Consider the following 25,747-nt stretch of genomic DNA (forward strand, 5'->3'; position numbering starts at 1 on the left):
TCCCCTACTCGACCCGCCAGAGGGCGACCGAGATCGCCGTCGAGACGCCGTACACGCCGCCGATCCGCTCGAAGAGCGGCGGGAACGCGAACCGGACGAACTTCCCGAGGAACCACAGCGTCGACGTGAGAACGACCGCGTCGAACCGGCCCAGCCGGCCGAGCGCCGATCGGTCCACGCCTCGTCACCACCCTCGACCGCCGGATCCGACCTTCATCCCGACCGCCCCACGGCCGACCGCCGCACGGCCGGCCGAGAGCCGTCGGTCTCTCTCCCTCGCTCGGACGCGCGAACGTCGCTCGCTCGACGGCCATCGTGGCGGCCGGTTCGACGGTGTTCAGATACGGATTGAAAAGTGAAGCGGTGCGTTTGAAAAGTGATCTATGCCCGAAAACGACCGCCTCAGCGGCTGTTTAGACGAGATCAACTTAGAGTTTGTGGAGCGAGAAGCAACACCGCGGCTGTTGATGAAGCTCAGTATTCAGCTCCACCTTGCTGGACTATCGCTTTCGAATACTGTTTCGTTTCTTGAGATATTCGGTGTTGAAATGGTTCGATCCACCGTTCATAACTGGGTTCACAAGGCCGACTCACAGCCGGAATCTGGTCGAAACCCGAATCACGTTGCAGTTGACGAAACTGTGATTCAGCTTGACGATGAACAATACTGGCTGTACGCTGCTGTCGATCCCGATTCAAACGATTTGCTCCCTCGTGTTCAGATAAGCTGATTCCATGCGAAGCTGAACGATCTGAGCCAGTCGTCGGCGGTTTCTGCTTCGGCGTTGCTGAAACAGTTTGAGAAACAGACAGTTCGGCGTTTTACCTCTCTGAACACACGTTCAACGGCGTTCCGATTTTCATGTTTCTCGTATCTGAAATCGAAGCCGTGGCGCTGACACGCGTCTTGTAGCGAGTGCGATCCATCGATGAGAAACACGGCGTCGGAGACGTCGTGTTTCTCGGAGAGTTCGGTCAGAAACGACTGTGCGAGAACCTTCGTTGTTGTCGGCTCAAGCTTTGTATGGAGCAATTCGTTTGTTTCAGGATCGACGGCAGCATACAGCCAATATTGCTCGTCGTTGAGTCGGATCACAGTCTCGTCAACCGCGACGTGATCCGGACACCGACCAGCTTCGGGCTGTAGATCGGCCTTGTGAACCCAATTATGAACGGTTGATCGAGCACGTTCGACACCGAATATATCAATAACCGAGACGGTATTCGAAAGTGAGAGGCCAGCGAGATGGAGCTGAATACCGAGCTTCATCAGCAATCTCGGTGTCGCTTCTCGTTCAACAAACTCTAAGTTGATCTGGTCGATACTCCCGCTGAGGCGTGTGTTTTCGGGCATGAATCACTCAGAAAACACACCGCCTCACTATTCATCCTTATCTGAACACGATGATTTGCTCCACCCAAAGCTTGAACCGACACGAACAAACGTGATCGCAGATCAGTTCTTCGCGGAGCTTCGCAAAAATTCGATGTAGATAACGCGATCTTTCTCGTTGATGGAGCGGTTCCACTTCACCGAGCACGTGAAAAACATGGCCTCGATTTCAGAGACGAACGACATGGAAATCGGAATAGCGTCGAACGTGTCTTTCGTGAGGTAAAACGCAGAACTGGCAGATTTTCAAACTGTTTTAGCAACGCTGAAGCAGAAACTGCTGACGAGTGGCTCAGATCGTTCGCTTTCGCATGGAATCAGCTTATCTGAACACGAAGGCCGGTTCGACCCAAGCGTTCATAACGGTACTGAATCCTACTATCATTCGTGATGGTTCTGGGTACGCAGCGGGGGCCGGATCCGGCGCGCGGCGGCGGTCGTCCGAGCGCGCCCGCGGTCGCACTGAACGGGGTGGTGTCCGCGTGACGCTCCTCTCCGTCGACGACCTGACGGTACGATACGACGCGCGGGACGGACCGCTCCACAGCGTGAACGGCGTGTCGTTCGCCATCGACGACGGGGTCAACTACGCGCTGTCCGGCGAGTCGGCGTCCGGGAAGTCGACCACCGCGAAGGCCATCCTCGGTCTGCTCCCCGACCACGCGGAGATCGAGTCCGGCGAGATCGAATTCGAGGGACGGGATCTGCGGTCGCTGGCGCCGTCGGAGCGGCAGGACCTCCTCTGGGAGGAGATCGCGTTCATCCCCCAGACGGCGATCGACGCCCTCGACCCGGTGATGTCGGTCGGCGCGCAGATCCGGCAGGCGATCCAGACGCATCGGGAGGTCTCCGAGCGGCGGGCTCGGCGTCGCGCGCACGAGCTGTTCGAGACGGTCGGACTCGACCCCGACCGCGTCGGCGACTACCCGCACCAGTTCTCTGACGGGATGCGCCAGCGTGTCGTCATCGCGATGGCGCTCGCGCTGGAGCCGAAGCTCGTCGTCGCGGACGAGCCCACGACCGGCTTGGACGTGATCGTCCAAGACCGGATCATCGACAACATCCTCCAGATCCAAGAGGAGACCGACAGCTCTCTGCTGTTGATCACCCACGACCTGAGCGTCATCGCGGAGACCTGCGACGAGATGTCGGTGCTGTACGGCGGGACGGTGATGGAGCAGGGCCGCGTCGAGAACCTCCTCCTCAACCCGGCGAACCCCTACACGATGGGGCTGAAGAACGCCTTCCCCGCGCTGGACGGCGACGCCGACGGGCTGGTTTCGGTCCCGGGGACACCGCCGCAACTGGACGAGAAGTCGACGGGCTGCGTCTTCGAGCCCCGGTGCCCGTTCGCGACCGAGGAGTGCGCGACGACGACGCCCGACCTCCGGGACCTCCCGTACCGCGACCAGCGCGTCGCGTGTCACAACGCGGAGCGAGCGGCTCAGATGCGCCGAGAGGCCGACTCAGCGACGACGTGGGGCGGTGCCGCGGAGGGGTCGCGTCCCGACGCCGACGACGTCGTCCTCGAAGTCGACGGCTTACGCAAGTGGTACGAGAGCTCGGAGTCGCTCTTCGGCCGGCTCCCCGTCGACGGCGTCTCGCCGACGGTGACCGGGTTCACGAACAGCCTCAGTCGCTGGTACGCGCGCCGCGGCGAGCTCCTCCGAGAGGTGTTCGGCGGCGGCTCGCACATCCGCGCCGTCGACGGGGTCTCCCTGTCGGTCTCGCGGGGCGAGATACGGGGCGTCGTCGGCGAGTCCGGCTGCGGGAAGTCCACGCTCGGACAGACGCTCGCGCTGCTCGAGGAGCCGACCGACGGCGGGTTCACCTTCGACGGCCAGTCGCACGAGCACTACCGGGACGGGAACCTCCGGTCGTTCAGACAGAAGCTCCAGATCGTCTTCCAGAACCCCTACGAGTCGCTGAACCCGCGGCTAACGGTCGAGACGCTGGTGAAAGAGCCGCTCACGATCCACGGCTACCGGCTCGACGAGCGCGACGCGGCAGTCCGGGAGACGCTCGAACGGGTCGGGATGGCCCCCGCCGAGCGCTACCTGGACAAGTACCCGAACGAGCTCTCGGGCGGCCAGCGCCAGCGGGTCGCCATCGCCCGGGCGCTCGTCATCGACCCCGAGTTCCTCATCTGCGACGAGCCGGCGTCGATGCTCGACGTCTCGCTCCAGGCGGAGGTGCTCAACCTCCTCCGCTCGCTGGCCAACACCGAGGGGATCGGCGTGCTGTACATCTCGCACGACCTCGCGAGCCTCACGCGGATCGCCGACCGGCTCTCGATCATGTACCTCGGTCGATTCGTGGAGACCGGGCCGACGGAGCGGGTCGTGAGCGACCCGCGACACCCGTACACGGAGGCGTTGCTCGCGGCCGTCCCGGAGACGGACCCGCGCGGGGGCCGCGACCGGGTCACCCTCCGAGGCGAGCCCGCCGATCCGGAGGGGTCGCCGGGGGGGTGTCGGTTCGCACCCCGCTGTCCGAAGGCGACCGAGCGCTGCCGGGAGTCGGAGCCCGAACTCGACGCCTGGACCGACGCCGACCACTCCGCGGCGTGTTTCCACCCGGCCGAGGGGTCGACGGCCGAGGACTCCGCTCGGATCGACGAACCGGCCGAGGTCGACTGAGGACGCTCGGGTCTCGCCGCGCGAGTCACCGGGTCGCTTTGACGAGCAATTTGAGATTGGCGAACGACTCGATCCGCCCGCCCTCGCGGGCGAACTCGAACCGCTCCGCGGCGCCGGGCGGCGCCGCCTCGAACGCGGCGGCGATCCGCTCGCGGCGCTCGGCCGACGCGTCGACGTTCGCGACCCACTCGCCGAACGCGATGCGCTTGCTCGCGACGCTCGCGGTCTCGACGGTGAACCCGGCGCCCTCGAGCCACTCGATCCAGTCGGCGACGGCGTGTGACCGGACGTGCGTCGGGTCGCGGAGCCGCTCCACGTCGTTGAGGAAGGCGTCGAGGTCGTCGTCCGCGGGGGAGACGTTGTCCTCGAAGGCGAGGGTCCCGCCCGGTTCGAGGACGCGCGCGACCTCGTCGACGAACGCGGTCGGCGCCGGGGAGTGGTGGGCCGCGATGCGACAGCTCACCGCGTCGAAGCTCGCGGCGGCTCGGCGCCGCCCACGCGCTCGATCCACGTGTCCGCGGCCGACGCTGGCACCACGTGGTCCCCGAGCAGGGCGTCGCACTCCCGGCAGGCCGACTGAACGGCGACGTGGGGGCGACGGCAGCAGTGGTCGAGTCGCTCGACCGTCGTCTCCGCCCGGGAGTCACACGCGGGACAGCGCTCGACGCGCAGTCGGAGGCCCGTCAACACGTCGCGCCGGTCGCCGCGGTTGAGGTCCGCCCAGCCGTCGAGCCGGTCGTCGAGCTCGGCGGCGAGCGCCACGTCCACGGCGACCGCCTCCGTCGAGACCCAGCGCTCGATCCCCTCGCCGTCGACCTCGAACGACGTCGGTCCGAGCGCGTCGACCTCGTCCGCACGCAGCGCCGCGCGAACGCCCTCCGCGTCCGGGTTCCCCGAGTCGACCCCGTCGCCGACGGCCGCCCGAAACTCGTCGGTGAGACCGAGGGCGTCGCCGTTCTCGGTCAGCACGCCCGCCCGCGACAGCGTCGCCACGACCGCCTCGTCGTCGACCGACTCGAGGACCGGACGGTCGGCCTCCCCCTTACCGAACGCGTCGAGGACCCGGTCGGGGAAGTACCGGCGCGTGATCGCCGGCGTCCCGGGGATCAGGTAGCCGCGCAGCGCGATCGCGGCCAGCGCGACGGCGAACACGACGCCGCCGGCGCCGACCGCGGCGACGCGAGACGCCCCCGCTACGAGACCGCCGGCGCCGACCGCGACGGCGGCGACGACGGCGAGCGCGACGTTCAACGCCGTGCACGGCAGACACCGGTTCCCGCCCGTGTACTCCGGCCGGCGGAGTCGGTCGGCGACGCTCTGATCGCTCATACCCCGAGATACCCGTCAACCGTGATAAACGTAGGGCGTGTGACCGATCGCGACGCGCGCGGCGCGTGCGGTCGGGCACGGCGGTCGGGCACGCCGGCCGAGCACGCCGGGCGGGCGCTCCGGTCGGCCCTCTGTCGTCCTCCCGTCTCCCTTCAGGCGCCCGTCAGACGCGCCGAACCCCTCCCTTATGGGGGGTAGCGATGACAATAATTAACACACAGAAGCGCAAACACTCATGTTGGACACTCCCATGACTGAAATGGGCGGCTACAGAGACCGAGTGGCACAGGTCGACCTCGGCGACGGCGACGTCAGCTACGAGGGCATCGACGAGGAGGACGCGGAGAAGTACATCGGCGCGCGCGGGCTCGGAGTGAAGTATCTCTTCGAGGCCGGGCCGGACGTCGACCCGCTGGGGCCGGAGAACCGACTGGCGTTCATGACTGGGCCGCTCACCGGGACCCAGACCGTGATGAGCGGTCGGATCGCGCTCGTGACGAAGTCCCCGCTGACGGGGACGGTCACCGACTCGCACCACGGCGGCTGGTCCGGCGCGCGGCTCAAGTGGGCGGGGCTCGACGGGATCCTCCTCGACGGCGAGAGCGACGACCCCGTCTACCTGTTCGTCGAGGACGGCGAGGTCGAGGTACGCGACGCCTCCCACCTCTGGGGGAAGGAGACGGACGACGCGATCGACGCGATCGGCGAGGAGGTCGACGGCGCCGTCGGCAAGAACCTCTCCGTGATGGCGATCGGACCGGGCGGCGAGAACGGCGTCCGCTACGCCTGCGTGATGAACGAGGACGACCGGGCGTCCGGCCGCGGCGGCACCGGCGCCGTCATGGGGGCGAAGAACGTGAAGGCCGTCGTCGTGAAGAGCGGCACCGACATGCCGAAACCCGCCGACCCCGAGACGTTCCAAGAGGGGTATCAGCAGGCGATGGGCGTCATTCAGGAGTCGGAGGTCACCGCGCCCAACGAGGGCGGACTCTCCGTGTACGGGACGAACGTCCTGATGAACGCGACCGAGGAGATGGACGGCCTCCCCACGAAGAACGCGAAGTACACCTCGACCGAGGCGTACAGCGACGCGGAGGGGACCGATCTCGACGCCGAGCGCGTCTCCGGCGAGAACGTCGAGGAGAACATCCTCGTCAACGACCCGACCTGTCACTCCTGCCCGGTCGCCTGCAAGAAGGAGGTCGAGGTCCAGCTCAACCACAAGGGCGAGGACATGAACGTCCACATGGAGTCGTTCGAGTACGAGTCCGCGTTCGCGCTCGGCCCGAACTCGGGACACACCCACCGCGACGAGGTCGCGCTGATGATCCAGCGCTGCAACCAGGTGGGCGTCGACACGATCGAGGTCGGCAACATGATGGCGATGGCGATGGAGATGAGCGAAGAGGGCAAGCTCGACGACGTCGAGACCATCGACTGGGGCGACGCCGAGCGCATGATCGACCTCATCGGTGAGATCGGCCACCGCTCCTCGGACCTCGGCGACCTCCTCGCGGAGGGGGCTGACCGCGTCGCCGACGAGAAGGACGCCCACGACAACTCGCTGGCCGTCAAGGGGCAGTCGATCCCGGCGTACGACCCGCGCTGCATGAAGGGGATGGGGATCGCGTACGCGACCTCCAACCGCGGCGCCTGTCACCTCCGGGCCTACACGCCGGCAGCCGAGATCCTCGGCATTCCGGAGAAGGTCGACCCGTACGAGTGGGAGGGGAAAGGCGAGCTCACCGCCACCTTCCAGGACCTGCACGCGATCTCCGACTCGTTCGACATCTGCAAGTTCAACGCCTTCGCCGAGGGGATCGAGGAGTACGTCCTCCAGTACAGCGGCATGACCGGCCGCGAGGTCACCGAGGACGAGCTGTTCGAGGCGGGCGAGCGGGTGTACAACCTCGAACGCTACTTCAACAACCTCGCCGGCTTCGACGCCGAGGACGACGACCTCCCCGGGCGGTTCGTCGAGGGCCACCCGGACGCCGTCCCCGGACAGGGAGGGAGCGAGGGCGAGCTCTGCGAGCTCGACGAGATGAAGGCGGAGTACTACGAGACCCGCGGCTGGGTCGACGGCGTCGTCCCCGACGAGAAGCTCGAGGAACTCGGCATCGACGTCGGCCCCGGAACCGGCGTCTCCGCCGGCGACTCCGCGGCTCCGGCCGACGACTGAACGCGACCGCGTCGCGGTCGTGCGTCGGCTTTTTTCGGCTACCGCGTCCCTCTCAGCCGAGACCGACAGCGTCGAGGAGCGCGTCCGCGTCGAACCGGAGGGGGTCGGTCGCCGGCGCGCCGAGGCGCTCGGCGAAGTCGGCGACCGCCTCGCGCGCCGCCGGGGGCGTCGCGACGTTCATCGTGTTGAGCGCCCCCGCGAGGACCGCCGTCTCCGCCACCGGCGCGGCGACGCGCTCGTACAGGTCGACGTGTGTCGCGACCGACGGGATGTCGACGTCGTACCCGTGCATGAGTTCGCGGCCGGCCGAGTGGCAGAGGACGAGCCCGTCCGGTCTCGCGCCGTGGAGGAGCCCGCAGATCTGCCCGGACGACCCGGGGTGACAGATGGCCCCTTGCCCCTCGACCACGAGTAGGTCGCGGCGCTCGCCCCGCTCGCGGACCAGCCCGTCGACCACGTCGTGGACCCGCCCGATTGGGAGACGGTCGATCGACGCCCCCCGCCCGTCGAGCAGGGCACCGACGTGGCTCGTCGGCACGAGGGCCGCGTCGACACCGCGCTCCCGGGCCGCGTCCACGAGCTCGAACGCGGTCGAGGAGGTCCCGACGTACCGGTCGGGAGACGACCACGTCGCATCCGGCTGCGAGCGCGGCGCGCACGTCCCGTCGCACCGGCTCCGACAGGTCGGCGATCCGGCCGTCTCGGGCGAGATCGATGCCGACGTACAGCGCGTCGACCGGCTCGCCGACGTCGTCGAACCGCCGCACGATCGGAATCCGCGGGAGCGACCGGACGAGCTGGGAGGTGACCGGGGACCGCCTGGCCGTGTCGATCACGGCGACGACCTCCGGGCGCCCGTACCGAACGAGTTCGATCGCCCCGCGCGCGTCGTCGGGGAACCGATCGTGGGCGAGCACGGCGATCCGCTCGTGGTCGGTCATCCGCTCGTGGCCGGTCATCCGCTCGTGGTCAGTCGTCCGCTCGTGGTCAGCCGTCCGAACTGTGGGCCGCCTCCGGCGCGGCCGCCGCGCGGTCGGCCGTCGGGCGTGCGGTCCTCGCGCGTCCGTCCGCGGCGGGAGCCTCGCCCGGGTTCACTCACCGGAGAGGGGGTCGCCACGTCGGGTCACCTTCGTCGCCGGGAGGCCGGCGCGGTCCGCGTGCTCCCGCACGGCGTCCTCGCTCTCGGCCTGATAGTGACAGAACGTGCCGACGATTCCGCCGTCGTCGTCGGTCATTACTTCGGAGTCGACCCACTGGATGTCGACGCCCTCCTCGCGGAGCTCGGAGAGCGTCTCGCCGGACGCCTCGGCGGCCGCGTCCAGCTCCTCTTGGGTTATCGGCTCGGGCAGTTCACGCAGTATCAGGTAGTCGTCGGTGTCGCTCATGCGCATTGCTGACGTGCGTCCCCCGGGATTGTAATTGTTTCTGCGCGGACCGTCGTCGCGACGGGAGCGGTCCGACCGCCGGCGACGCCCGCGGTGTCGGGGGGTTCTCCCCGTGACGTTTAGGTACGTGGGGTGGGATCACGGAGGTATGTCCGAGGACGCCAGCCTCCCGAACGTCAAGATCGGAAGCGACGCGGCCAAGGATCCCGACTTCGAGGGGGGTGAGACGGAGGTTTCGACCGTCGAGTACCTCGACTACGAAGTCGTCGACGCCAACGACTGGGGGATCGACGACGACGACCTCTTCGAGAAGGCGGCCGCCGCCGACCTGACCGAGGAGGAGTACGGCACGATGGAGGTGAGCAGGAACCGGAAGCTCCTGGACGCCGCCGAGGACAACGGGCTCGAGTGGCCCTTCTCCTGTCGCGCCGCCTCCTGTGCGAACTGCGCCGGGATCCTCGTCGACGGCGAACTGGAGATGGAGATGAATCTCATCATCACCGACGAGGAGGTCGAGGAGCGCGGGATCCGACTGACCTGTCAGAGCAAGCCAGCGACGGACCACGTTCGGGTGATCCACAGCGCCAAACACCTCGACTACCTGCAGGACCGCGTCATCGGGGAGCGCGAGGTCTGACGAGGCGTGGGAACGGCTCCGGCGGCGCCGGTGCGGTGTCGCCGGAGTTCACTCGTCGCGGCTCGCGGCCGCCAGTCGCTCGGCCGGGGCCTCCTCGACGACCCCCTCCTGCATGCGTCGGACCTCGGAGAAGTCGACGTCGACGTCCGCGTCGTCGAGCGCCTCGATCACCGCCGTCAACACGAGCGACATCTCGTCGACCCGGCCCTCGACGCTGTTCAGCTTCTGGAAGTTCCGCTCCGCGAACCCCGTGAGCGAGTCGGAGAGCTCCGAGACGTTCTGTTCGATCCGCTGCGAATACCGCTCGCCGAGGCTGATCCGGGCGAAGTCGTCCAACTCCTCCAGCTCGGCCTCGAGCGCCTCCATGTCCCGCTCTATCTCGGCGACGCGCTCGTCGATCAGCGCCTCTATCTGGCGCTCTATCGTCCCGTCGGGCCCCGTTTCGGCCCCCGTGTCGCCCGCCGCCTCCCCGTCTTGCCCCGGTTCGACGTCGGCCGATGGGTCGTCGTCCGCCTCGACTTCGGCGGCGACGGTCGGTTCCTCGGTCTCTTCCGGATCCAGGTCCGGCGTGTTAGGCAACGTAGCCATACGATGACAATTAACATAGTACCGCTTAAATTTTGGTGGCGACTCGCCGAGTCGCTCGGCACCGACCGGAGTCGTCACCTGTCACCGACCGCCCACGTCACTCGTCAGCGACCGACCAGGCCCGTCGCTCGGTCCTGACCGCCCACGTCNNCCGCCCACGTCACTCGTCACCGACCGGTCCCGTCGCTCGCTCCGCGCCACGCTGCAGGATGAACCGGCGCTCCGGCGGGGGAGAGATGTCGAGTTCGACTGCCCGGACCAGTCGGTAATACTTCCGGTTGCCGTCCCAGTAGTGATCGACGAGGTCCTCATCCTCCAGCACGGCGAGGTGGTGGACGGCCGACTTCCCGTTCATGCCGACGGCGTCGGCCAGCTCCGTGACGTACATCGGACCGTCCGACAGGTGCTGGATGATCCGGAGCCGCTGCGGGTTTCCCAGCGCGTCGATCAACGACATCGTCTACGCCTCAATACAGAGACATAAAAGCGTTTCTTCGGGAGACCGTCCGACGCGTGATTCGCGCGGCCGGCGGGACCGACGGCGTCAGTCGGGAGTCGCCGACGGCTCGGGGACGACGGCGTGACACTCGGTGCACTGCCAGCTGTCCTCGTCGATCTTTCGGTGGTGCTTCCGGGACGTGGCGGTTCCGCCGCGGTACCACTCGACGCCGCACTCTGGGCAGGCCGTCGGAATCCGTGCCATACCGATCCGATCCGGACGAGCGATAATCAACGTTACCCAAGGGGCGAATCCCGGGCCGGGTGTGACACACGGTCACAAGAGATAAGATACGGGACGTGTATCGTGTACGTATGACAGACGATGTGGAGTTTCCGGAGTCCGAGGAGAGCGGTAAGCGAACGGTCTCGGACGGGTTCTTCGAGCGAGAAGTCTTCCTCTCGGCGGAGGAGACGGCGGCGTTCCTCCGGTCGGTGGCGGACTCGCTCGACGAGGGCCACGAACTGACGATCAGCGGGGACGACTGGGAGATCCCCTTCGCGTTCGCCGAGCCGATCGAGGTCGAGGTCGAGTTCTCCTCTCGGCGGGAGCGCGAGCTCGAACTCGAGGTGGAGTTCACCGAACGCACGGAGGGCGGCGGTATCGACGTCGCCTGAGCGCCGTCGTATCGCGACGTATCGCGCGGCGACTCCACCGGTGGGAGGCGGGACCCACCGGTCGGCTGTACTGATCAAATGTACTGGTTCGGGCTCTACCACTGGCGACGTCGGTTCCGCGCGGTCGGCGAGGGGCTGGTCGTCGCGCTCGCCGGCGTCGCGCTGGCGCGGCGACGGTCAGATCGGGCGAGTCGGGCCCTCGCCGCCGTCGCCGTCGCGCTCGGCGGGGCCCGCGCGGTCCGGACGCTCTCGACGCTGACGTCGCCCCCGCCGTGGCGTCTCGAGCGGTACAAGTACGACGCGCTCGCCCGAGAGCTCCCCCTCGCCGACGCGGGCCGCGTCCTCGACGTCGGCTGCGGGACCGGGCGGTCGCTCGTCGGGCTGGCGCCCCGGCTCTCCGGATCAACGACGGTCGTCGGGGTCGACGTCTTCGACGACAGGGTGATACTCGGGAACGGCCCCCTACTCGCCAGACGGAACGCCCGGACGGCGGGGATCGCGGTCGAGCCGGTCCGCGGCGACGCCGGCTCCCTCCCGTTCGCGTCCGGGTCGTTCGACGTCGTCACGGCGTGCCGCGTGCTCCACGACCTCCCGGCCGACCGGCACGGCGACGCGCTCGGAGAGCTCCGCCGGGTCTGCCGGGCAGACGGCGCGGTCGGGATACTCGAACTCCCGATCGTTCCGGAGCGGGTCGACGCGTCTCCGGAGCGGTACTGGCGGACCCGCGTCGGCGACGCCGGCCTCTCGGTCCGGACCGCCGCGCGCGTCCCGCGGCGCGACGGCGACGAGCCGTACGTCGTCCTCGTCGCGGCGCCGACGTGAGTCGGCCGTCGCTCTTCCGGGAGTCGCTGCGACGGCGCTCCGGGGGTCGTCGGTGCGCGCGATAAAAAGTCGGCGGCGGGCGGATTACGCCTCGAGCGAGAACACGCAGAGCCGGTCGTCGCGGCCCGCGGTCCCGCGGCGGAGCCAGCCGCTCCCGCCGACCTGGATGGCCACGTACTGCTTCTCGGTCTCGGGGTCGTACCAGCTCATCGGGCTGCCGGAGATCGCCGTCTCGCCGGTGGAGTACTCCCAGAGGCGGTCGCCGGTCTCGCCGTCCCAGGCGATGACGTCGCCGTTCTGCGTGCCGCCGAACACGACGCCGCTCTCGGTGGTCACCAGCCCGCCCCAGATGTAGGCGTCGCTGTCGATCCAGTCGCGCCAGACCAGCTGTCCGGTCTCCGGATCGACGGCGCCGACGGCGCTGATGTGGTCGTTGTACCCCTCCGGGGGTTGGTCGATCTCGTCTTCGAGGATGCCGCCCCAGTACTTCTTGCCCTCTTCGTACTCCTCGAAGCGCCACCAGGCCTCTTGGGGCGAGTTGTTCATCTTGAAGTACGCGAGGCCGAGCTCAGGGTTGTACGCGGGCGGCTGCCAGTCGTTCCCGCCCATCGCGCCGGGCATGAACGGCATCCGCCGGCCCTCGTCGATGTGCGGGATCATCCGGAACATGTTCAGCTGTTGGACGCCGGGCTCGCTCCGGTTGAGGAGCTTTCCGTTGTCCGCGTCGAGCGTGTAGCCCCACGCGGTCTTTCCGAAGGAGACGACGGCGTCGCCCTCGAAGTCGCGGTGCTCCATCTCGAAGTCCGGGATGAGCAGCCGCGGCGCCGCGGAGTCGTAGTCCCACACGTCGTGGGGGGACTCCTGGTGGAACCACTCGCGCTCGCCGGTCTCTAAGTCGAGACAGAGCGTTCCCGCGCTGTTCCGGTTCGGCCCCGGTCGGACGGAGCCGTCGAAGTCGGGGCCGGGGTTCCCGACCGGCATGTACAGCTTCTCGTTTTCCGTGTCGATCGTCGCCGTCATCCAGTTGGTCGCGCACGACTGCTCGATGCTGTCGCCGACCCACTCCTCGTCGGGCGACGTCATCGTGCGCCACACCTCGTCGCCGGTCTCGGCGTCGAGCGCGACGTGGAAGCCGCGGACGCCGTACTCGCCGCCGGCGCTGCCGGTGAACACCTTGCCGTCGTACACGACCGGCGCCCACGTCGCGGAGTAGCCGGACTCGTGGTCGGCCGTGCTCGTGTACCACTCCTCCTCGCCGGTGTACCGGTTGAGCGCGACGACGCCCGAGTCGAGCGTCGTCATGAACACCTTGTCGCCGAGGACCGCCACGCCGCGGTTGTTGTCGTCACAGCAGAGGACGACGTCCGACGGCACCGCGTACGTGTAGCTCCACAGCACGTCGCCGGCCCGCGTGTCGATGGCCTTGACGTGGTTCGGTCCGTTCGACTGGTACATCACCGGCGGGTCGCCGGGGACCACCAGCGGCGTGCCCTCCATGCTGGACTCCGCGCCGACGTGGAGCTCGTACTCGAGCTCGAGGTCGCCGACGGTCTCTGGAGTGATCACGTCCGCGGTGGTGCAACGGTGCTGTTCGTAGTTCCCGCCGTACGTGAGCCACGACTCCGGATCGTCAGCCGAGTCGATGATGTCCTCCTCGGTGATGTCCCTCCGTGGGATCCGATCCGTGTCGTGCTGGTGGGTGACGGACTCCTCGGGCGACCCGAGCACCCGATACCCCTGATCCGTTTCACGTACGACTGTGTCCTGTGCGGCCTTGACCGCCCTGTCTTCTTCTATTGCCATTGGTATACCCTCCTAGCGTGCGGGACTCGGATTGCGCTTCTCTTCGGTGATCCAGTACACGTCCTTACAGATCTCTTCCTGGTTGACGATCGCGATCGCGGCACCGCCGGTCAGCGCGGCCACCAGCTGAGAGTCGCTCATCGCCCCGTTTTCGGCGATGTCGAGCGCGGCCCGCGCGATCAGATCCACGCCGGCGAGCATCGCCTTCACGTCCCAGTAGCCGTCGTCGAGGATCTCCTCGGTGACGAGCACCTCCTTCTGCCAGAGGTGGACGTCCATCGAGTTGACCCACAGCAGCGCCCCGCCCATCGCGCGCTTGTGGAGCGGCGGGACGTGTTCGACGTCGAACTCCACGTCGCTGGGGATCTCTTTCGTGGGAACCCACCGAGCGAGGCGAGTGTTGTTGTTCACCACGTTCATCACGAGCACGGTCTTCTCCCGCTCGTCGAACCCGAGACCGTCGAGTTCCTCGCTCAGCGCGTCGAGCCGGACGAGCTCGTGTGCCGTCTGCTCGATGTGCTCCGGCGTGAACCGGGGGAGCCGCTCCTCGAGGCTCTCGAAGAATCCGGCCTCCACGAGGTGATCGTAGAGGCGCCACGAGGGCTGCACGATTTTACGGTACAGCGCCTCCGGCTCCTCCGTTCCCTCCGGAATTCCCGCGTCGCGAACCTCCGAGAGCCGAGCGATCTGCTCTTCGAAGGCCGCGAGTTCCGACGCGAGCAGGTCGGCGTCGAGCGCTCCCGCCATGTCGTCGCGGATCGCCTCGCCCATCGAGGCGAACTCCGGGTCCGTTTCCGTCTCGACCGTTTGTCTGAGCTCAGACAACGTGGGTCTCTCGCCGACGTCCGACCGACTGATGCCGAGCGCGTCTGTGAGTTCGTCTCGGCCGTCGATCGTGATCTGTTGTCTCGTCATAGTGGTATCGTGGTGCGGAAACTCCCCATGCACCCGCAGTATCGACTGGCACTTTGTACCATATAATAATTATTATAACAGATTGATATGTATGCGCGCCAGACGGCGCGTCGCGGGTCTCTGTCCGACGATCGTCGGCCGAATGCACGTGACGCGTCGAGGGGCGGCGCCGAGCGCGGGGAGAGCCGGCCCGAGCGCGGGGAGAGCCGGCCCGAGCGCGGGTTGCGCCGGACCGATCCCCGGCCGCCCCGGGCGGCGCGAGAGCGACGCGTCGCACTCCGAACCGCGACGGCTCCCGCGGACGACGCGACGAGAGCCGTCGCGTTATCGGCCCCGATCACGGCCGATATCGGGGAGAGCTATACTCTTCGTTATATTTCTCCGTGGCGTGAATCAGAAATTTAATTATTGTTATATAAAGGAATTGATTATAAGGGATATTAATTATGAATACAACCCCAATGATCCCCCGCCGGGAAGGCCGTTACAGTCCTACGTCTGTAATTGATATTCGGCTGTCGTTATCATATCAATAATGTATAACTTCTCGGCGCGCTCCGCTCGTCTGCGCGCGAACCACGGAAAAATAACACTCGTCTGATAGCAACGCGACCGGGTCGGCCCGTCGGTCGCCGCGGCGGCAGCGCGAGGCTCGGTTCGGGTCGTGGCATTCGCCGATCGAGACCGCGATCGCGGTCCGTTACCGTCGCCGACATCGGGCCTCGAGTTCGGTGCGTGAGCCCTTCTCGCTCTCGCGCGTCACTCCTCGATCAGGACGACGTCGCCGGTCGACCCGCAGGCCGGGCACTCGAGGACGCCCTTCGTGTCCGTGATGCTCTCCCGTCGGGGGAACTCGGCCCCGCACGACTCGCATCGCGCGTTGTTCCGGTCGATCCGCACTCCGTCGGTCGGGTTCCCCTGAACGAGACCGGAGCCGCAGATCGGGCACTCCAGCGCGGCCGTGCCGCCCGTGTCGGCGCGCGACCGAGGGAACCACGAACCGCAGTCCGCACAGCGCGCGTTTTGACGCGTCATACCGTGTCACACGTCCGCGACCCCCTTCAACGTACGGTCGGGAGCGTCGGTCCCGATCGGCCGGTCGAGCCCGTCGGACCGGTCGGACCCGGCTCGTCGGGGTCGGTCGACCCGTTCCTCCCGCGGTCGGCGCGGCGCCCCACGGTTTCATTACGCTCCCCGCCGTCGTCCCGACGAGAACCACCATGTCTACTGACCACGATCGACGGCCCGAAGCGACCCTCCGCGTCGCGTCGGCGCCGGGCGACGCGGACGACGACGACGGCGTGGTGCGGATCGGACCGGACGCGATGGGGTCGCTCGGAGCGAGCCGGGGCGACGTCGTCGTCCTCGAGGGGCCGCGGGGATCGGTCGCCGCGCGCGCCTGGCCCGCCGATCCCGACGACGACGGGACCGTGCGGGCGTCCCACTGGACGCGGCGGTCCCTCGGTGCCGGCGTCGACGACTCCGTCGCGGTCCGTCCCGCCGTCGCGCGCGACGCGGACGAGGCGGTCGTCGCGCTGCCGGAGGCGGTCGACGTCGACGACGCGCTCGGGCTCTCCTTCCGCGACGCGCTCGTCGACCGGGTCCTGACGGCCGGACAGGTCGTCCCCGTCGCGCTCGGCCTCGACTCCGTCCCCGGTGCGCCGGAGCGAACGGTGCCCGTGAAGATCGCGGAGACGAGCCCGTCGGGCCCGGTCGTCGTGCGGGAGGGGACGCGGTTGGGGATCTCCGAGGAACCCGCGACGGACGTCGAGCTCCCGGCGGCGGAACCCGAGGGCCGCGCGACGTACGACGACGTCGGCGGCCTCGACGCGGCCGTTCGACGGCTGCGTGAGACGGTCGAACTCCCCATGCGGAACCCGTCGCTGTTCCGGGAGCTCGGCGCGAACCCGCCGACCGGCGTGCTGTTACACGGGCCCTCCGGCGCGGGGAAGACGCTCCTCTCGAACGCCGTGGCGAACGAGCTGGACGCCCACGTCGTGCGGCTCCGCGCCCCCGACGTGACCTCGAAGTACCGGGGGGAAAGCGAGGAGCGGCTCCGCGACGCCTTCGAGGAGGCGACGGCTGAGGCCCCGTCGGTTCTGCTCCTCGACGAGCTCGACGCCGTCGCCGGCGACCGGGCCCGCGGCGGGGAGGCGAACGGTCGGCTCATCGGTCAGCTGCTCTCGCTGCTGGACGACCTGGGCGAGGGCGACCCCGTCGTGGTGATCGGCACGACGAACCGGGTCGACGCGATCGACCCGGCGCTCAGGCGCCCGGGCCGATTCGACCGCGAGATCGAGATCGGCGTTCCCGACCGGGACGGCCGCGAGGAGATCCTCGACGTGCACACGCGGGACCTCCGCGTGAGCGACGAGGTGGACCTCGGCGCCTACGCGGAGAACACCCACGGGTTCGTCGGCGCGGACTTGGAGAACCTGGTGACGGAGGCCTCGATGAACGCGATCCGTCGCGTGTGGCCCGATCTCGCCGACGACCCGGCGTCGGCGCCTCCGGAGGCCACCGCGTCGATCGCGGTCACCGACGACGACTTCAAGACCGCGCTGCGGGAGGTCGAGCCGTCGGCGCTCCGGGCGATCAGCGTCGAGGTCCCGGACGTCACCTGGGACGACGTGGGCGGGCTCGAGGCGGTGAAAGAGCGGCTCCGCGAGACCGTGCAGTGGCCGCTCGAACACCCGGAGGCGTACGAGCGCGTCTCGCTCGCTCCCGACCGCGGGATCCTCCTGTACGGTCCGCCCGGGACGGGGAAGACCCTCCTCGCGAAGGCGGTCGCCAACGAGAGCCGGTCGAACTTCGTCTCGGTGAAGGGGCCCGAGCTGCTGGACAAGTACGTCGGCGAGTCGGAGAAGGGCGTCCGCGAGGTGTTCTCGAAGGCCAGACAGAACGCGCCGACGGTCGTCTTCTTCGACGAGATCGACGCGATCGCGGCCGAGCGCGGCGGGTCGACCGACGCGAACGTCGGCGAGCGCGTCGTCTCGCAGCTCCTCACCGAGCTCGACGGGTTAGAGGAGATGGAGGACGTCGTCGTCGTCGCCACGACCAACCGGAAGGACCTGATCGACGACGCGCTGCTGCGCGCCGGCCGGATCGAGCGGCACCTCCGCGTCCCCCGACCGGACGCGGCGGCGCGGCGGGAGATCCTCTCGGTCCACTGCCGCGGTCGACCCCTCGCGGACGACGTCGACGTCGACGCCCTCGCCGACCGGACCGACGGGTACGTCGGCGCGGACATCGAGGCGGTCTGTCGCGAGGCCGCGGCCGAGGCCGTGCGGGAGTACGTCCGCGGCGACGACGTCGACGCCGACGGGATCCGGATCACCGGCGACCACTTCGAACGGGCGCTCGACGCGGTCGCCCCGAGCGACGCGGACACGGAACCGCCCGCTGACGGCGAGGCGGGCTCGGCGGCCGAACCGCCCGCTGACGACGAGACGGGCTCGCTCGCGGATCGCCTCGACGCCGACGAGAGCGGCTGACCGCGGTCTCGCGCGGGCGGGTCACCGGTCAGTCCGCGCCGCTCACGGAGCCGCCGAACCCGGTCTGGTATAAATATTTACGGAAAACCATTATGTATATTCATTCACATGCCCTCAAACGGGATGATCCGAACCAGACGAGCGGTTCTCGCTACAGTCGGGACGGCAGCGGTATCGGGGTGTACCGGCCGCTTCGGCGGCGACGGCGGCGTCGACGGCGGAAACGGGAGCGGGAACGGGGACGGTGACGGCGACGCCACTGACGGCGGCGACGGGGGGAGCGGCAGCGACGGCGACGACGACGGCGGGACCGATAGCGCCCCCGCCGTCGAGAGCCCGTCGCTGCTGCTCAACTGGCGGATAAGCGGTCTCCACGCGCCGTACTTCGCCGCGCAGTCGCAGGGGTTCTACGAGGAGGAGGGGTTCGAGTCGGTCACGATAGAGAGCGGCGAGGGGTCCGACTTCTCGGCCCAGCAGGTCGCGCTCGGTAACACCGAGTTCGGCGTCTCCAGCAGCGACCAGGTCCTCGGCGTCAACGCCGGGGACCTCTCCCCGCTGGCCGTGGGGGTCGTGATGCAGCGGAGCCCGGTCGTCGTCTTCTCGTCGCGGGAGCGGTTCGGCGAGGAGCTGACGGACCCGTCGCAGCTGTCGGGCGCGACGGTGGGGAGCGGTCCCGGGATGGTCCGCCAGATGGTGCGCGGGTACTTCGACGCCGCCGGCGTCACCGACGTGGAGTACGTCGACACCGGGTACGACACGGTACAGCGGCTCCTCGCCGGGGAGATCGACGCGGCGGGCGGCGTCTTCGGCGACGTCGTCGACGCGCGCCACCAGGGCGCCGAGGTCGACGTGCTCTCGGTGCACGACGCCGTCCCGTCCTACGGCCACGTGCTCACCGTCGGGGAGTCGTTCGCCGAGGAGAACCCGGAGACCGTGGCCGCGTTCCTCCGGGCGACCGCCCGCGGCGCGGTGTGGGCCGACCGGAATCCGGAGGGGGCGATCGACGCGCTCGTCGACGCGCAGGGCGAACTCGCGGAGGTCCGCGAGAACCAGCGCGACAAGTGGGACCTGATGCGCTCCGAGTACATGCTCTCGGAGGCCGTCCGCGAGGAGGGATGGGGGTGGAGCGAGCCGGAGCCGTGGCAGCGGACCTACGAGACGCTGGACGCCGCGGACTTCTTCGACGGCTCGGTCGACCCCGACGCGGTCTGGACGAACGAGCACATCGACACCGACGACGAACACGTCGCCGACTACGCCGACCTCGTCGACCAGTGACTCCCGTCCCCTCCCCCCGGGCAGGCGGACCGGCGCCGAGCGGCGACCGAGGGGCGCCGAGCGTCGACCGAGGGGCGGCGAGCGACGGCTCCGTCGGGGAGGTGCGGTGAGCGATGGCCGAGCGCGAGCGCACGCGAGAGTCGCGGACGCCCTCCGTCCGTCGGAGCCCCGGGCGTCGAGCGCGTCGGGTCCGGACCCGGCTCCTCGCGGCGGCGAAGCGCGTCGCCCCGCCGGTGCTGCTGTTCGTCGCGCTCGTCCTCGCGTGGCACGGGACGGTCGTCGCGCTCGGGATCCCGGCGATCATCCTGCCGCCGCCCGCGGCCGTCGCAGACGCGCTCGTCGCCCGCGGCGCCACGCTGTTCGCCGACGCCGCCGTGACGGGCGCGACCGCGGCGACGGGCCTGCTCGCCGGCTGCGCCGTCGGCGCCCTCCTCGCGTTCGCGATGACCTACTCGCGGACGGCCGCCCGGATCGCCTTACCGTACGTCATCGCGCTCCGCATCGCGCCGCTGATCGCGATCGCCCCGCTCGTCTTCCTCTGGTTCGGCCGAGGGATTCCCGCCCGCGCGGCGCTGGTCGCGACGCTGGCGCTGTTCCCGATGACCGTCGCGACGCTGGACGGGCTCCGGTCGACGCCGGAGCGGTACCTCGCGCTCGCGCGCTCCGTCGACGCGTCGAAGCCGTCCGTGTTCCTCCGGGTGCGCGTCCCCGCGGCCGCGCCGAGCGTGTTCGCCGGGCTCAAGCTCGCGGCGACGCTGTCGATCGTCGGGGCCGTCGTCGCCGAGTTCGTCACGCTCAGGGCCGGGATCGGCTACCGCGTGTTCGTGACCGCGGAGCGCCTCCGGACCGCGGAGACGTACGCCGCGCTGGTCGCGCTGTCGGCGCTCGGCGTCGCCTTCTACCTCGTTCCGGTCCTCCTCGAACGCGCGGTCTGGACCGAGTGAGTCCGCGCTCCCTGCCTCCGGCCGAGCCGTCCCCCGGCCGCTCAGTCGGCGGTCGGCGTCCAGACGAGCCGGCGCTGCGCGACGGCGATCAGCCCGTACAGCGCGAGTCCGAGCGCGACGAGCACCACCAGGGCGGCGAGCATGAGATCCACTTGGACGTTCTCCGAGGCGAGGAGGACGAGGAACCCGAGCCCGCTGTCGGCGACGATCCACTCGGCGACGACGGCCCCGATGACGGCGAGCGTCACCGACTGCTTGAGCCCGGCGAACAGGTCCGGGACGGCGTACGGCAGTTCGAGCCGCAGGAACGCGTCCAGCGAGCCGGCGTCGACCGAGCGGAGCAGGTCCCGCTGTTCGGCCGGGACGCGTTCGAACCCCGCCGCCGCGCTCAACACCATCGGGAAGAACGCGATGAGTCCGATGAAAACGACCGCGGTCGTCATGCCGGTGCCGACGTATATCAGCAGCAGCGGGGCGATCGCGATCTTCGGGAGCACCCGCACGGTGACGAGGTACGGGTAGACCGCTCGCCGGAGCCACCGCAGGCGCGAGATCGACACCGCGAGGGCGAGCCCGGCCGCGATCCCGACGCCGCCGCCGATGGCGACCTTCCGCGCGGTCGCGGCGGCGTTCCGAACGAACAGCCCGGGATTGCCGAGGAGCACCGCGGCGACGGCGTCCGGCGGCGGGAGGAGATACGGGGGGACGTCCGACGCGGCGACGAGGGCCCACCAGGCGGCGGTCGCTACCGCGAGCCCGCCGAGCGGGAGGGCCACGTCGGCCACCGAAACCGGCGACCCGGGCTCGCCGACGCGTCCGTTCATGGCTCCGTGAGCGTCGTCCCGGCCGTCGAGGGGTTCGAGCGGTCCTCGTGTAACACGGCCCGGACCGCCGCGACCTGTTCCTGGAACGCGTCGCTGCTGTACGCCTCGTCCGTCCGGGGCCGCGGCAGATCGACGTCGAACGTCTCGACGATCCGCCCCGGGTCGCTCTCCATGACGACGCAGCGGTCGGCCAAGAAGACGGCCTCCGGGACGCTGTGGGTGACGAACACGACCGTCTTCCGCTCGGCCCGCCAGAGCCCGCGGATCTCGACGCCGAGCCGCTCCCGCGTTATCTCGTCGAGCTCGCCGAACGGCTCGTCCATGAGCAGGATCTCCGCCCCGAGGTGGATCGCCCGGGCGATGGCGACACGCTGTTTCATCCCCCCGGACAGCGCCGCCGGGCGAGCGCTCTCGAACCCCTCCAGCCCGACCTCACGGAGGAGCCGTCTCGCCCCCTCTCTGTCGGCGGGCTTCCCGGCCATCTCACGGAGGAACGCGACGTTCTCGACGGCCGACTTCCACGGGAGCAGCGTGTGCTGTTGGAACACGTACCCGATCTCCGCGTTCGCTCGCGCCGCGTCCGTCGTCCGCCCGTTCACGCGGACGCGACCCGCGGTCGGCTCTTGGAGCCCCCCGACGGTCCGCAGCAGCGTGGTCTTCCCGCAGCCGGACGGGCCGACCACCGTGAGGAACTCCCCGTCATCGACCGTCAGATCGACGTCTTCGACCGCCCGCACGTCGTCGAACGCGACGGTCACGCCGTCGATCTCGATCACGGGCCCTCACCGAGCAGGTCGCCCTGTTCCAGCGCGACTTCCAGCCGGTCCCACGTCGACCGCCCGTGCCACCCCCACCCCTCGTCTCTCACCGCGTCGCCCGTCCCGAACGACTCGACCCCGCGCGCGAAGCGCTCGCTCACGGCGCTCGCGGAGTCGTCCGTCTCCGCGGCCACGGCCGCGGCCGCCGGGCCGGGGTCGGTCCGCGCGGCCGCCCAGCCCGCCGCGGTCCCCGCGAGGAACCGCCGCCAGGGGTCGTCCGTCCGCCGGAGCGGGGCCGCCGGACCGACGAGCGTGAGCCCGTATATCGGGAAGTGGTCGCCGATCGAGAGGACGTCGACCGTCCGGTCGTCCGCTTCCAGTTCGAGCGGGTCGGCGAACGACCCCGTCGCCACGTCGGCGTCGCCCGCGATCAGCCCGCCGCGCTCCTCGCCGTCGGCGTCGACGAGTTCGACGTCGCGGAGCAGGTCGGCCTGCGAGAGGAACAGCCTCGCGAGCAGACACGTCTCCGAGCCCGCGGTCGTGAGGATCCGCCGTCCGCGCAGTTGGTCAACGCTCTCGAACGGCTCGCCGAAGCGGTCGCGGACCGTGTACAGCACCGTCGCGGTCCGCTGGTGGACCACGGCCAAGGGCACGACCGGGAGGCCCGCGGCCAGCGCCCGGACGACCGATCCGGCACCGACGAGCGCGACGTCGGCGTCCCCGTCGAGCACCGCTTCGAGCGCCCGGTGCGAGCCGCGATGGGCGGTGACCCTCGCGTCGAGCCCCCGTCGCTCGTACGCCCCCTCTTCGAGGGCGGCGTACAGCGGGAGGTGGAGCGCGTTCGGGCGCCAGTTGAGCGCGACGACGACCCCGCGGTCGAGCTCCCGGTCGTCGACGGCGACGCCCCCGCGCCCGAGGCCGGCCACCCGCCGCTCCACCCCGACCACGCCGACCGCGGCGACCGGACCGTTCCCGCGGGCCGGGTCGTCGTCGAGTCCTCCGACCTCCCGAGCGAGGGCGAGCGCGTCTGGCTCAAGGGGTACGGCTGCGTCCGGTACGCGGGCGACGAGCTGGTCTTCGCGGACGCCGACATCGACGTCGTCCGCGACGGCGACGTGGACGTGGTCCACTGGGCGCCGGCCGACGGTGGGCTCGACACCCTGCTGCGGACCGTCACCGGCGACGTCCGGGGGATCGCCGAGCCCGCGGTCGACGACGTCGACACCGACGGCGTCGTCCAGTTCGAGCGCGTCGGCTTCGCCCGGATCGACGCCTTCGAGCCGGCCGCCACCGACGAGCCCGACGGACCCGACGGCGAGGAGGACCTGCTCGCGTACTACGCGCACCCGTAGTCCGAATCCGCCGTCGGCCTCGTCGACGCTCCGAGCCCCGTGAGCCGCCCTCGCCGACCGCCTGCCGCGGGGGTTAAGTAGCGAGCCCCGGAACTACGGGCACGATGGCCATCGACTCGAACTTCGAACAGAACCGGGAGCAGGTCGGCGAGGAGGACGGCGTCGCCGTCTGGGGACCCGTCGACCCGCCCGAGAAGCAGGGGATCCGCGGCACCCACGTCGCCGTCGACTTCGACATCTGTCTCGCCGACGGCGCCTGCTTGGAGGACTGCCCGGTGGACGTGTTCGATTGGGTGGACACCCCCGGCCACCCCGAGTCGGAGCGGAAGGCGAACCCGATCGACGAGGACCAGTGTATCGACTGCATGCTCTGCGTCGACGTCTGTCCGGTCGACGCTATCGACGTCGACCCCGGCCGCGAGAACCGGATTTAATCGGTCGCGTTCGGCGGGGCGCCGACGACCGTTGTAGCAGTCGTCGTTTATTTATAAACGGTTGACCTCGGACCTCCGGACAACACCTCCAAAGCCCCAGCCGCTCGGTTATAAACCGTTGCCAGTAACTCTTCGATGAACACCTCCAAAGCCCAGCCGCTCGCTTATAAATCGTTGCCAGTAACTCTTCGATGAACACCTCCAAAGCCCCAGCCGCTCGCTTATAAATCGTTGCCAGTAACTCTTCGACGAACACCTCCAAAGCCCCAGCCGCGACGACTCGCGCGCTTTGCTGCGCTCCTCGCTCGGTCGCTGGCGCTCCCTCGTTGCGGTGCTTGCTGCAGCGTGCTTCGTCCTCGCGGCTGCCCCTTTGAGCCCCGCCCGACCGCACGGCACCGCACCTCACGCCTCCCCAGCCTCGTCGGTGGTCCTCCGCTTCGCTCCGGACCACCGACTCCCTCGCGCGTGCTGCTCGGCCGCGGGGCGGCCTCGCAGGCACGCGCCACCTCCTCTGTTTATAGATGCCGGCCGCAGTCCCGTCAGTCAGTTATAAATCGCTCCCGCTCTGCGAGCGCGAAGTCGGTCCCGTACCGCTCGACGAGGGGCTCGTACGCGTCGCCGAGCGCGCGCATGCAGGCGGCCGTCGAGACGTAACCGAGCTCGTCCGCGACCGACTCCCACGGGCGGCCCTGCAGGACTTTCCGAACCAGCAGTCGCTCTTCGAGGGCGCCGAGTTCCGGGGCGTCCTCGACCAGCGCCGCGAGCGCGAGGTCCCGGAACGCGCCGGGCGCGCTGTCGTACATCCCGGGCCCGAACGACGCCCCGACGACGGAGCGCCACTCGATCTCGGTCAGAGCCACCGGGACCGGCGCGGGACAGGCGCGGAGCGCGCCGGCGACCACGTCGGGGTCGACGTCGCGGTGGGCGTCCGAGAGCCCGTCGCGCTCGCGGTCTCGGAAGGTGACGGCGTGGCGCGACAGGAGGTCTCGACCGGCCTCGCTCGCCGGGCGCAGCATGATCGCCGAGTGCTCGCCGGAGGCGTCGTTGCGGGAGGTCGAGAGGTGGACGGTCCGGTAGCCGGCCCGTCGCCAGAACCGGAGCAGGCGCGGCGTCGCGCCGTAGCCGACCGAGAAGTAGTCGACCGCCGCTCCGAACTCGGCGTGGATCTCCGCCAGCAGCCGTGAGCCGAACCCCGCGTCTCGCAGGGCGTGGTGCGTCGCGATCCGGACCGTCCGGACCCCCCGCGGCCCGGCGGCCGCCTCGTCGCGGAGCTGGCTCGTCAGCACGTCGGGGACCATGTTTCCGCGGACGCGCTCGCCCTCGTACATCGCCCGGCGCGTCTCGGCGTCCAGTCCGCCCTCGCGAGCGAGCAGCGCGACGGCGACCACCCGCCCCTCGGCGACGAGCGCCCGCGCGGAGAGGTTCGGGGCGTCCAGCAGCCGCGCGAGGTCGTTCGGCTCGGTGCGGTAGTGAGCGGCGACGAGCAGCCCGAACGCCTCGCCGAGCAGGGCCTCGTCCGCGAGCAGGTCGTCGGGCGCGAGCGCTCGGTACGTCGCCTCGTCGGCCGCCGTCCCCGCGACGGCCTCGTCGACCGCCGGCCGCGCGTCGAGCAGGAGCGCCCGCGACGCCCACGCCTCGACGGGGTCGTTGCGCGCGTACCGGATCGGCTCGTCGAGGCGGACGTCCCGGACCGCGAGGGGGCTATCGAGCAGTCGCTCGCGGAACCGGATCGCGAACCCCCGCCCGGCTCCCTCGTAGCCGTGGACCGTGGTGCAGAACGCGACGGCGACCCGCTCGTCGAGGAACCCCTCCAGCAGCCGCACCGGGAGCGCCGCCGCCTCGTCGACGATCGCG

At 69.4% G+C, this 25,747-nt stretch carries 24 protein-coding genes and 4 pseudogenes; 12 read left to right on the top strand and 16 right to left on the bottom strand.

The window, feature by feature from the left end:
- Window positions 1–34 precede the first annotated feature (34 nt).
- Window positions 35–178, bottom strand: a pseudogene (locus DJ75_RS18520) (MFS transporter); the annotation flags it as partial.
- 205 nt (window positions 179–383) lie between these two features.
- On the opposite strand from DJ75_RS18520, the pseudogene DJ75_RS05105 reads away from it, so the two are divergent.
- Window positions 384–710, top strand: a pseudogene (locus tag DJ75_RS05105) (IS6 family transposase); the annotation flags it as partial.
- A gap of 8 nt (window positions 711–718) precedes the next feature.
- Here DJ75_RS05105 and DJ75_RS05110 read toward each other — a convergent pair.
- Window positions 719–1,354, bottom strand: a complete 636-nt coding sequence (locus tag DJ75_RS05110; protein ID WP_094523172.1) for an IS6 family transposase — start codon at window positions 1,352–1,354, stop codon at window positions 719–721.
- Between the two features lie 43 nt (window positions 1,355–1,397).
- On the opposite strand from DJ75_RS05110, the pseudogene DJ75_RS05115 reads away from it, so the two are divergent.
- Both DJ75_RS05115 and DJ75_RS05120 read left to right on the top strand, forming a co-directional pair.
- A pseudogene (locus DJ75_RS05115) lies at window positions 1,398–1,723 on the top strand (IS6 family transposase); the annotation flags it as partial.
- A 152-nt stretch (window positions 1,724–1,875) separates the two neighbouring features.
- On the top strand, window positions 1,876–4,032 hold the full coding sequence (locus tag DJ75_RS05120; RefSeq protein WP_094523174.1) for an ABC transporter ATP-binding protein: 2,157 nt from the start codon (window positions 1,876–1,878) through the stop codon (window positions 4,030–4,032).
- Between the two features lie 25 nt (window positions 4,033–4,057).
- Here the strand turns inward: DJ75_RS05120 and DJ75_RS18970 are convergent, their stop codons facing one another.
- Window positions 4,058–4,495 (bottom strand): hypothetical protein, encoded by a 438-nt coding sequence (locus tag DJ75_RS18970; RefSeq protein ID WP_176451419.1) that lies wholly within the window; start codon window positions 4,493–4,495, stop codon window positions 4,058–4,060.
- Window positions 4,492–5,361, bottom strand: a complete 870-nt coding sequence (locus DJ75_RS18975) for a hypothetical protein (RefSeq protein ID WP_176451420.1) — start codon at window positions 5,359–5,361, stop codon at window positions 4,492–4,494. Before DJ75_RS18975 ends, DJ75_RS18970 begins: the two co-directional genes overlap by 4 nt.
- A 250-nt stretch (window positions 5,362–5,611) precedes the next feature.
- Here DJ75_RS18975 and DJ75_RS05135 point away from each other — a divergent pair, with 250 nt between their 5' ends.
- Window positions 5,612–7,543 carry an aldehyde ferredoxin oxidoreductase family protein gene (locus DJ75_RS05135; protein WP_094523212.1) on the top strand — a complete coding sequence of 644 codons (1,932 nt, stop codon included), beginning with the start codon at window positions 5,612–5,614 and terminating at the stop codon, window positions 7,541–7,543.
- Between the two features lie 52 nt (window positions 7,544–7,595).
- Here the strand turns inward: DJ75_RS05135 and DJ75_RS18980 are convergent, their stop codons facing one another.
- Window positions 7,596–8,120, bottom strand: a complete 525-nt coding sequence (locus DJ75_RS18980) for a DUF1611 domain-containing protein (RefSeq protein WP_254921881.1) — start codon at window positions 8,118–8,120, stop codon at window positions 7,596–7,598.
- A 514-nt stretch (window positions 8,121–8,634) separates the two neighbouring features.
- A complete protein-coding gene (locus tag DJ75_RS05145) occupies window positions 8,635–8,928 on the bottom strand; it encodes a DUF4242 domain-containing protein (RefSeq protein ID WP_212589856.1) in 294 nt (97 codons plus the stop codon).
- A gap of 148 nt (window positions 8,929–9,076) precedes the next feature.
- Between DJ75_RS05145 and fer the strand changes: the two genes are divergently transcribed.
- A complete protein-coding gene (gene fer, locus DJ75_RS05150) occupies window positions 9,077–9,565 on the top strand; it encodes a ferredoxin Fer (protein WP_249269160.1) in 489 nt (162 codons plus the stop codon).
- A 48-nt stretch (window positions 9,566–9,613) separates the two neighbouring features.
- Here the strand turns inward: fer and DJ75_RS05155 are convergent, their stop codons facing one another.
- The 3 genes from DJ75_RS05155 to DJ75_RS18525 all read right to left on the bottom strand — a co-directional run bounded on the left by DJ75_RS05155 (window position 9,614) and on the right by DJ75_RS18525 (window position 10,856).
- Window positions 9,614–10,153, bottom strand: a complete 540-nt coding sequence (locus DJ75_RS05155; protein WP_094523180.1) for a hypothetical protein — start codon at window positions 10,151–10,153, stop codon at window positions 9,614–9,616.
- 160 nt (window positions 10,154–10,313) lie between these two features.
- Complete coding sequence (locus tag DJ75_RS05160) at window positions 10,314–10,610, bottom strand: winged helix-turn-helix domain-containing protein (RefSeq protein WP_094523182.1); 297 nt, start codon at window positions 10,608–10,610, stop codon at window positions 10,314–10,316.
- Between the two features lie 87 nt (window positions 10,611–10,697).
- Entirely contained in the window at window positions 10,698–10,856 is a 159-nt protein-coding gene (locus tag DJ75_RS18525; protein WP_170938365.1) for a hypothetical protein, read from the bottom strand.
- 110 nt (window positions 10,857–10,966) lie between these two features.
- Between DJ75_RS18525 and DJ75_RS05165 the strand changes: the two genes are divergently transcribed.
- Window positions 10,967–11,269, top strand: a complete 303-nt coding sequence (locus DJ75_RS05165; RefSeq protein ID WP_094523184.1) for an amphi-Trp domain-containing protein — start codon at window positions 10,967–10,969, stop codon at window positions 11,267–11,269.
- A gap of 78 nt (window positions 11,270–11,347) precedes the next feature.
- On the top strand, window positions 11,348–12,091 hold the full coding sequence (locus DJ75_RS05170) for a class I SAM-dependent methyltransferase (protein ID WP_094523186.1): 744 nt from the start codon (window positions 11,348–11,350) through the stop codon (window positions 12,089–12,091).
- An 84-nt stretch (window positions 12,092–12,175) separates the two neighbouring features.
- On the opposite strand, the gene DJ75_RS05175 is transcribed toward DJ75_RS05170, so the two are convergent.
- From DJ75_RS05175 to DJ75_RS05185, 3 genes are all read right to left on the bottom strand, one after another.
- A complete protein-coding gene (locus DJ75_RS05175; RefSeq protein ID WP_094523188.1) occupies window positions 12,176–13,894 on the bottom strand; it encodes a PQQ-binding-like beta-propeller repeat protein in 1,719 nt (572 codons plus the stop codon).
- Between the two features lie 12 nt (window positions 13,895–13,906).
- Complete coding sequence (locus tag DJ75_RS05180; protein WP_094523190.1) at window positions 13,907–14,809, bottom strand: hypothetical protein; 903 nt, start codon at window positions 14,807–14,809, stop codon at window positions 13,907–13,909.
- 759 nt (window positions 14,810–15,568) lie between these two features.
- Window positions 15,569–15,844: a hypothetical protein gene (locus DJ75_RS05185; protein WP_094523192.1), complete on the bottom strand. Its 276-nt coding sequence runs from the start codon at window positions 15,842–15,844 to the stop codon at window positions 15,569–15,571.
- Between the two features lie 185 nt (window positions 15,845–16,029).
- Between DJ75_RS05185 and DJ75_RS05190 the strand changes: the two genes are divergently transcribed.
- The 3 genes from DJ75_RS05190 to DJ75_RS05200 all read left to right on the top strand — a co-directional run bounded on the left by DJ75_RS05190 (window position 16,030) and on the right by DJ75_RS05200 (window position 20,525).
- Window positions 16,030–18,303: an AAA family ATPase gene (locus DJ75_RS05190; protein ID WP_094523194.1), complete on the top strand. Its 2,274-nt coding sequence runs from the start codon at window positions 16,030–16,032 to the stop codon at window positions 18,301–18,303.
- Between the two features lie 123 nt (window positions 18,304–18,426).
- Complete coding sequence (locus DJ75_RS05195; RefSeq protein WP_094523196.1) at window positions 18,427–19,581, top strand: ABC transporter substrate-binding protein; 1,155 nt, start codon at window positions 18,427–18,429, stop codon at window positions 19,579–19,581.
- Between the two features lie 113 nt (window positions 19,582–19,694).
- Window positions 19,695–20,525, top strand: a complete 831-nt coding sequence (locus tag DJ75_RS05200) for an ABC transporter permease (RefSeq protein WP_094523198.1) — start codon at window positions 19,695–19,697, stop codon at window positions 20,523–20,525.
- Between the two features lie 41 nt (window positions 20,526–20,566).
- Here DJ75_RS05200 and DJ75_RS05205 read toward each other — a convergent pair whose 3' ends face one another.
- The 3 genes from DJ75_RS05205 to DJ75_RS05215 are packed head-to-tail and all read right to left on the bottom strand — an operon-like array spanning window position 20,567 to window position 23,054.
- The gene (locus DJ75_RS05205; RefSeq protein ID WP_094523200.1) at window positions 20,567–21,349 is read right to left on the bottom strand and encodes an ABC transporter permease; all 783 of its coding nucleotides are present in this window, start codon (window positions 21,347–21,349) and stop codon (window positions 20,567–20,569) included.
- Window positions 21,346–22,125 carry an ABC transporter ATP-binding protein gene (locus tag DJ75_RS05210; RefSeq protein ID WP_094523202.1) on the bottom strand — a complete coding sequence of 260 codons (780 nt, stop codon included), beginning with the start codon at window positions 22,123–22,125 and terminating at the stop codon, window positions 21,346–21,348. The genes DJ75_RS05205 and DJ75_RS05210 overlap by 4 nt, the downstream gene beginning before the upstream one ends.
- Window positions 22,122–23,054 carry an ABC transporter substrate-binding protein gene (locus DJ75_RS05215; RefSeq protein ID WP_094523204.1) on the bottom strand — a complete coding sequence of 311 codons (933 nt, stop codon included), beginning with the start codon at window positions 23,052–23,054 and terminating at the stop codon, window positions 22,122–22,124. The genes DJ75_RS05210 and DJ75_RS05215 overlap by 4 nt, the downstream gene beginning before the upstream one ends.
- Here DJ75_RS05215 and DJ75_RS05220 point away from each other — a divergent pair.
- Together DJ75_RS05220 and DJ75_RS05225 are read left to right on the top strand one after the other, a co-directional pair.
- A pseudogene (locus DJ75_RS05220) lies at window positions 22,962–23,459 on the top strand (glutamate--tRNA ligase); the annotation flags it as partial. The gene DJ75_RS05215 and the pseudogene DJ75_RS05220 sit on opposite strands and share 93 nt — an antisense overlap.
- 104 nt (window positions 23,460–23,563) lie before the next feature.
- Entirely contained in the window at window positions 23,564–23,893 is a 330-nt protein-coding gene (locus DJ75_RS05225; RefSeq protein WP_094523206.1) for a ferredoxin family protein, read from the top strand.
- Between the two features lie 539 nt (window positions 23,894–24,432).
- Here DJ75_RS05225 and DJ75_RS05235 read toward each other — a convergent pair.
- On the bottom strand, window positions 24,433–25,747 hold a 1,315-nt coding region (locus DJ75_RS05235; RefSeq protein WP_141211978.1), incomplete at its 5' end, for a GNAT family N-acetyltransferase.

The organism is Halorubrum sp. Eb13 (assembly GCF_002252895.1).
Taxonomy (GTDB): domain Archaea; phylum Halobacteriota; class Halobacteria; order Halobacteriales; family Haloferacaceae; genus Halorubrum.

Coding starts and splice junctions, on each gene's coding strand:
- DJ75_RS05155 (WP_094523180.1), bottom strand. CDS start 10,153: ATGGCTACGTTGCCTAACACGCCGGACCTGGATCCGGAAGAGACCGAG.
- DJ75_RS05160 (WP_094523182.1), bottom strand. CDS start 10,610: ATGTCGTTGATCGACGCGCTGGGAAACCCGCAGCGGCTCCGGATCATC.
- fer (WP_249269160.1), top strand. CDS start 9,077: ATGTCCGAGGACGCCAGCCTCCCGAACGTCAAGATCGGAAGCGACGCG.
- DJ75_RS05110 (WP_094523172.1), bottom strand. CDS start 1,354: ATGCCCGAAAACACACGCCTCAGCGGGAGTATCGACCAGATCAACTTA.
- DJ75_RS05200 (WP_094523198.1), top strand. CDS start 19,695: ATGGCCGAGCGCGAGCGCACGCGAGAGTCGCGGACGCCCTCCGTCCGT.
- DJ75_RS05205 (WP_094523200.1), bottom strand. CDS start 21,349: ATGAACGGACGCGTCGGCGAGCCCGGGTCGCCGGTTTCGGTGGCCGAC.
- DJ75_RS05185 (WP_094523192.1), bottom strand. CDS start 15,844: ATGACGCGTCAAAACGCGCGCTGTGCGGACTGCGGTTCGTGGTTCCCT.
- DJ75_RS05135 (WP_094523212.1), top strand. CDS start 5,612: ATGACTGAAATGGGCGGCTACAGAGACCGAGTGGCACAGGTCGACCTC.
- DJ75_RS05175 (WP_094523188.1), bottom strand. CDS start 13,894: ATGGCAATAGAAGAAGACAGGGCGGTCAAGGCCGCACAGGACACAGTC.
- DJ75_RS05195 (WP_094523196.1), top strand. CDS start 18,427: ATGATCCGAACCAGACGAGCGGTTCTCGCTACAGTCGGGACGGCAGCG.
- DJ75_RS18975 (WP_176451420.1), bottom strand. CDS start 5,361: ATGAGCGATCAGAGCGTCGCCGACCGACTCCGCCGGCCGGAGTACACG.
- DJ75_RS05225 (WP_094523206.1), top strand. CDS start 23,564: ATGGCCATCGACTCGAACTTCGAACAGAACCGGGAGCAGGTCGGCGAG.
- DJ75_RS18525 (WP_170938365.1), bottom strand. CDS start 10,856: ATGGCACGGATTCCGACGGCCTGCCCAGAGTGCGGCGTCGAGTGGTAC.
- DJ75_RS05145 (WP_212589856.1), bottom strand. CDS start 8,928: ATGAGCGACACCGACGACTACCTGATACTGCGTGAACTGCCCGAGCCG.
- DJ75_RS05180 (WP_094523190.1), bottom strand. CDS start 14,809: ATGACGAGACAACAGATCACGATCGACGGCCGAGACGAACTCACAGAC.
- DJ75_RS05190 (WP_094523194.1), top strand. CDS start 16,030: ATGTCTACTGACCACGATCGACGGCCCGAAGCGACCCTCCGCGTCGCG.
- DJ75_RS05165 (WP_094523184.1), top strand. CDS start 10,967: ATGACAGACGATGTGGAGTTTCCGGAGTCCGAGGAGAGCGGTAAGCGA.
- DJ75_RS05170 (WP_094523186.1), top strand. CDS start 11,348: ATGTACTGGTTCGGGCTCTACCACTGGCGACGTCGGTTCCGCGCGGTC.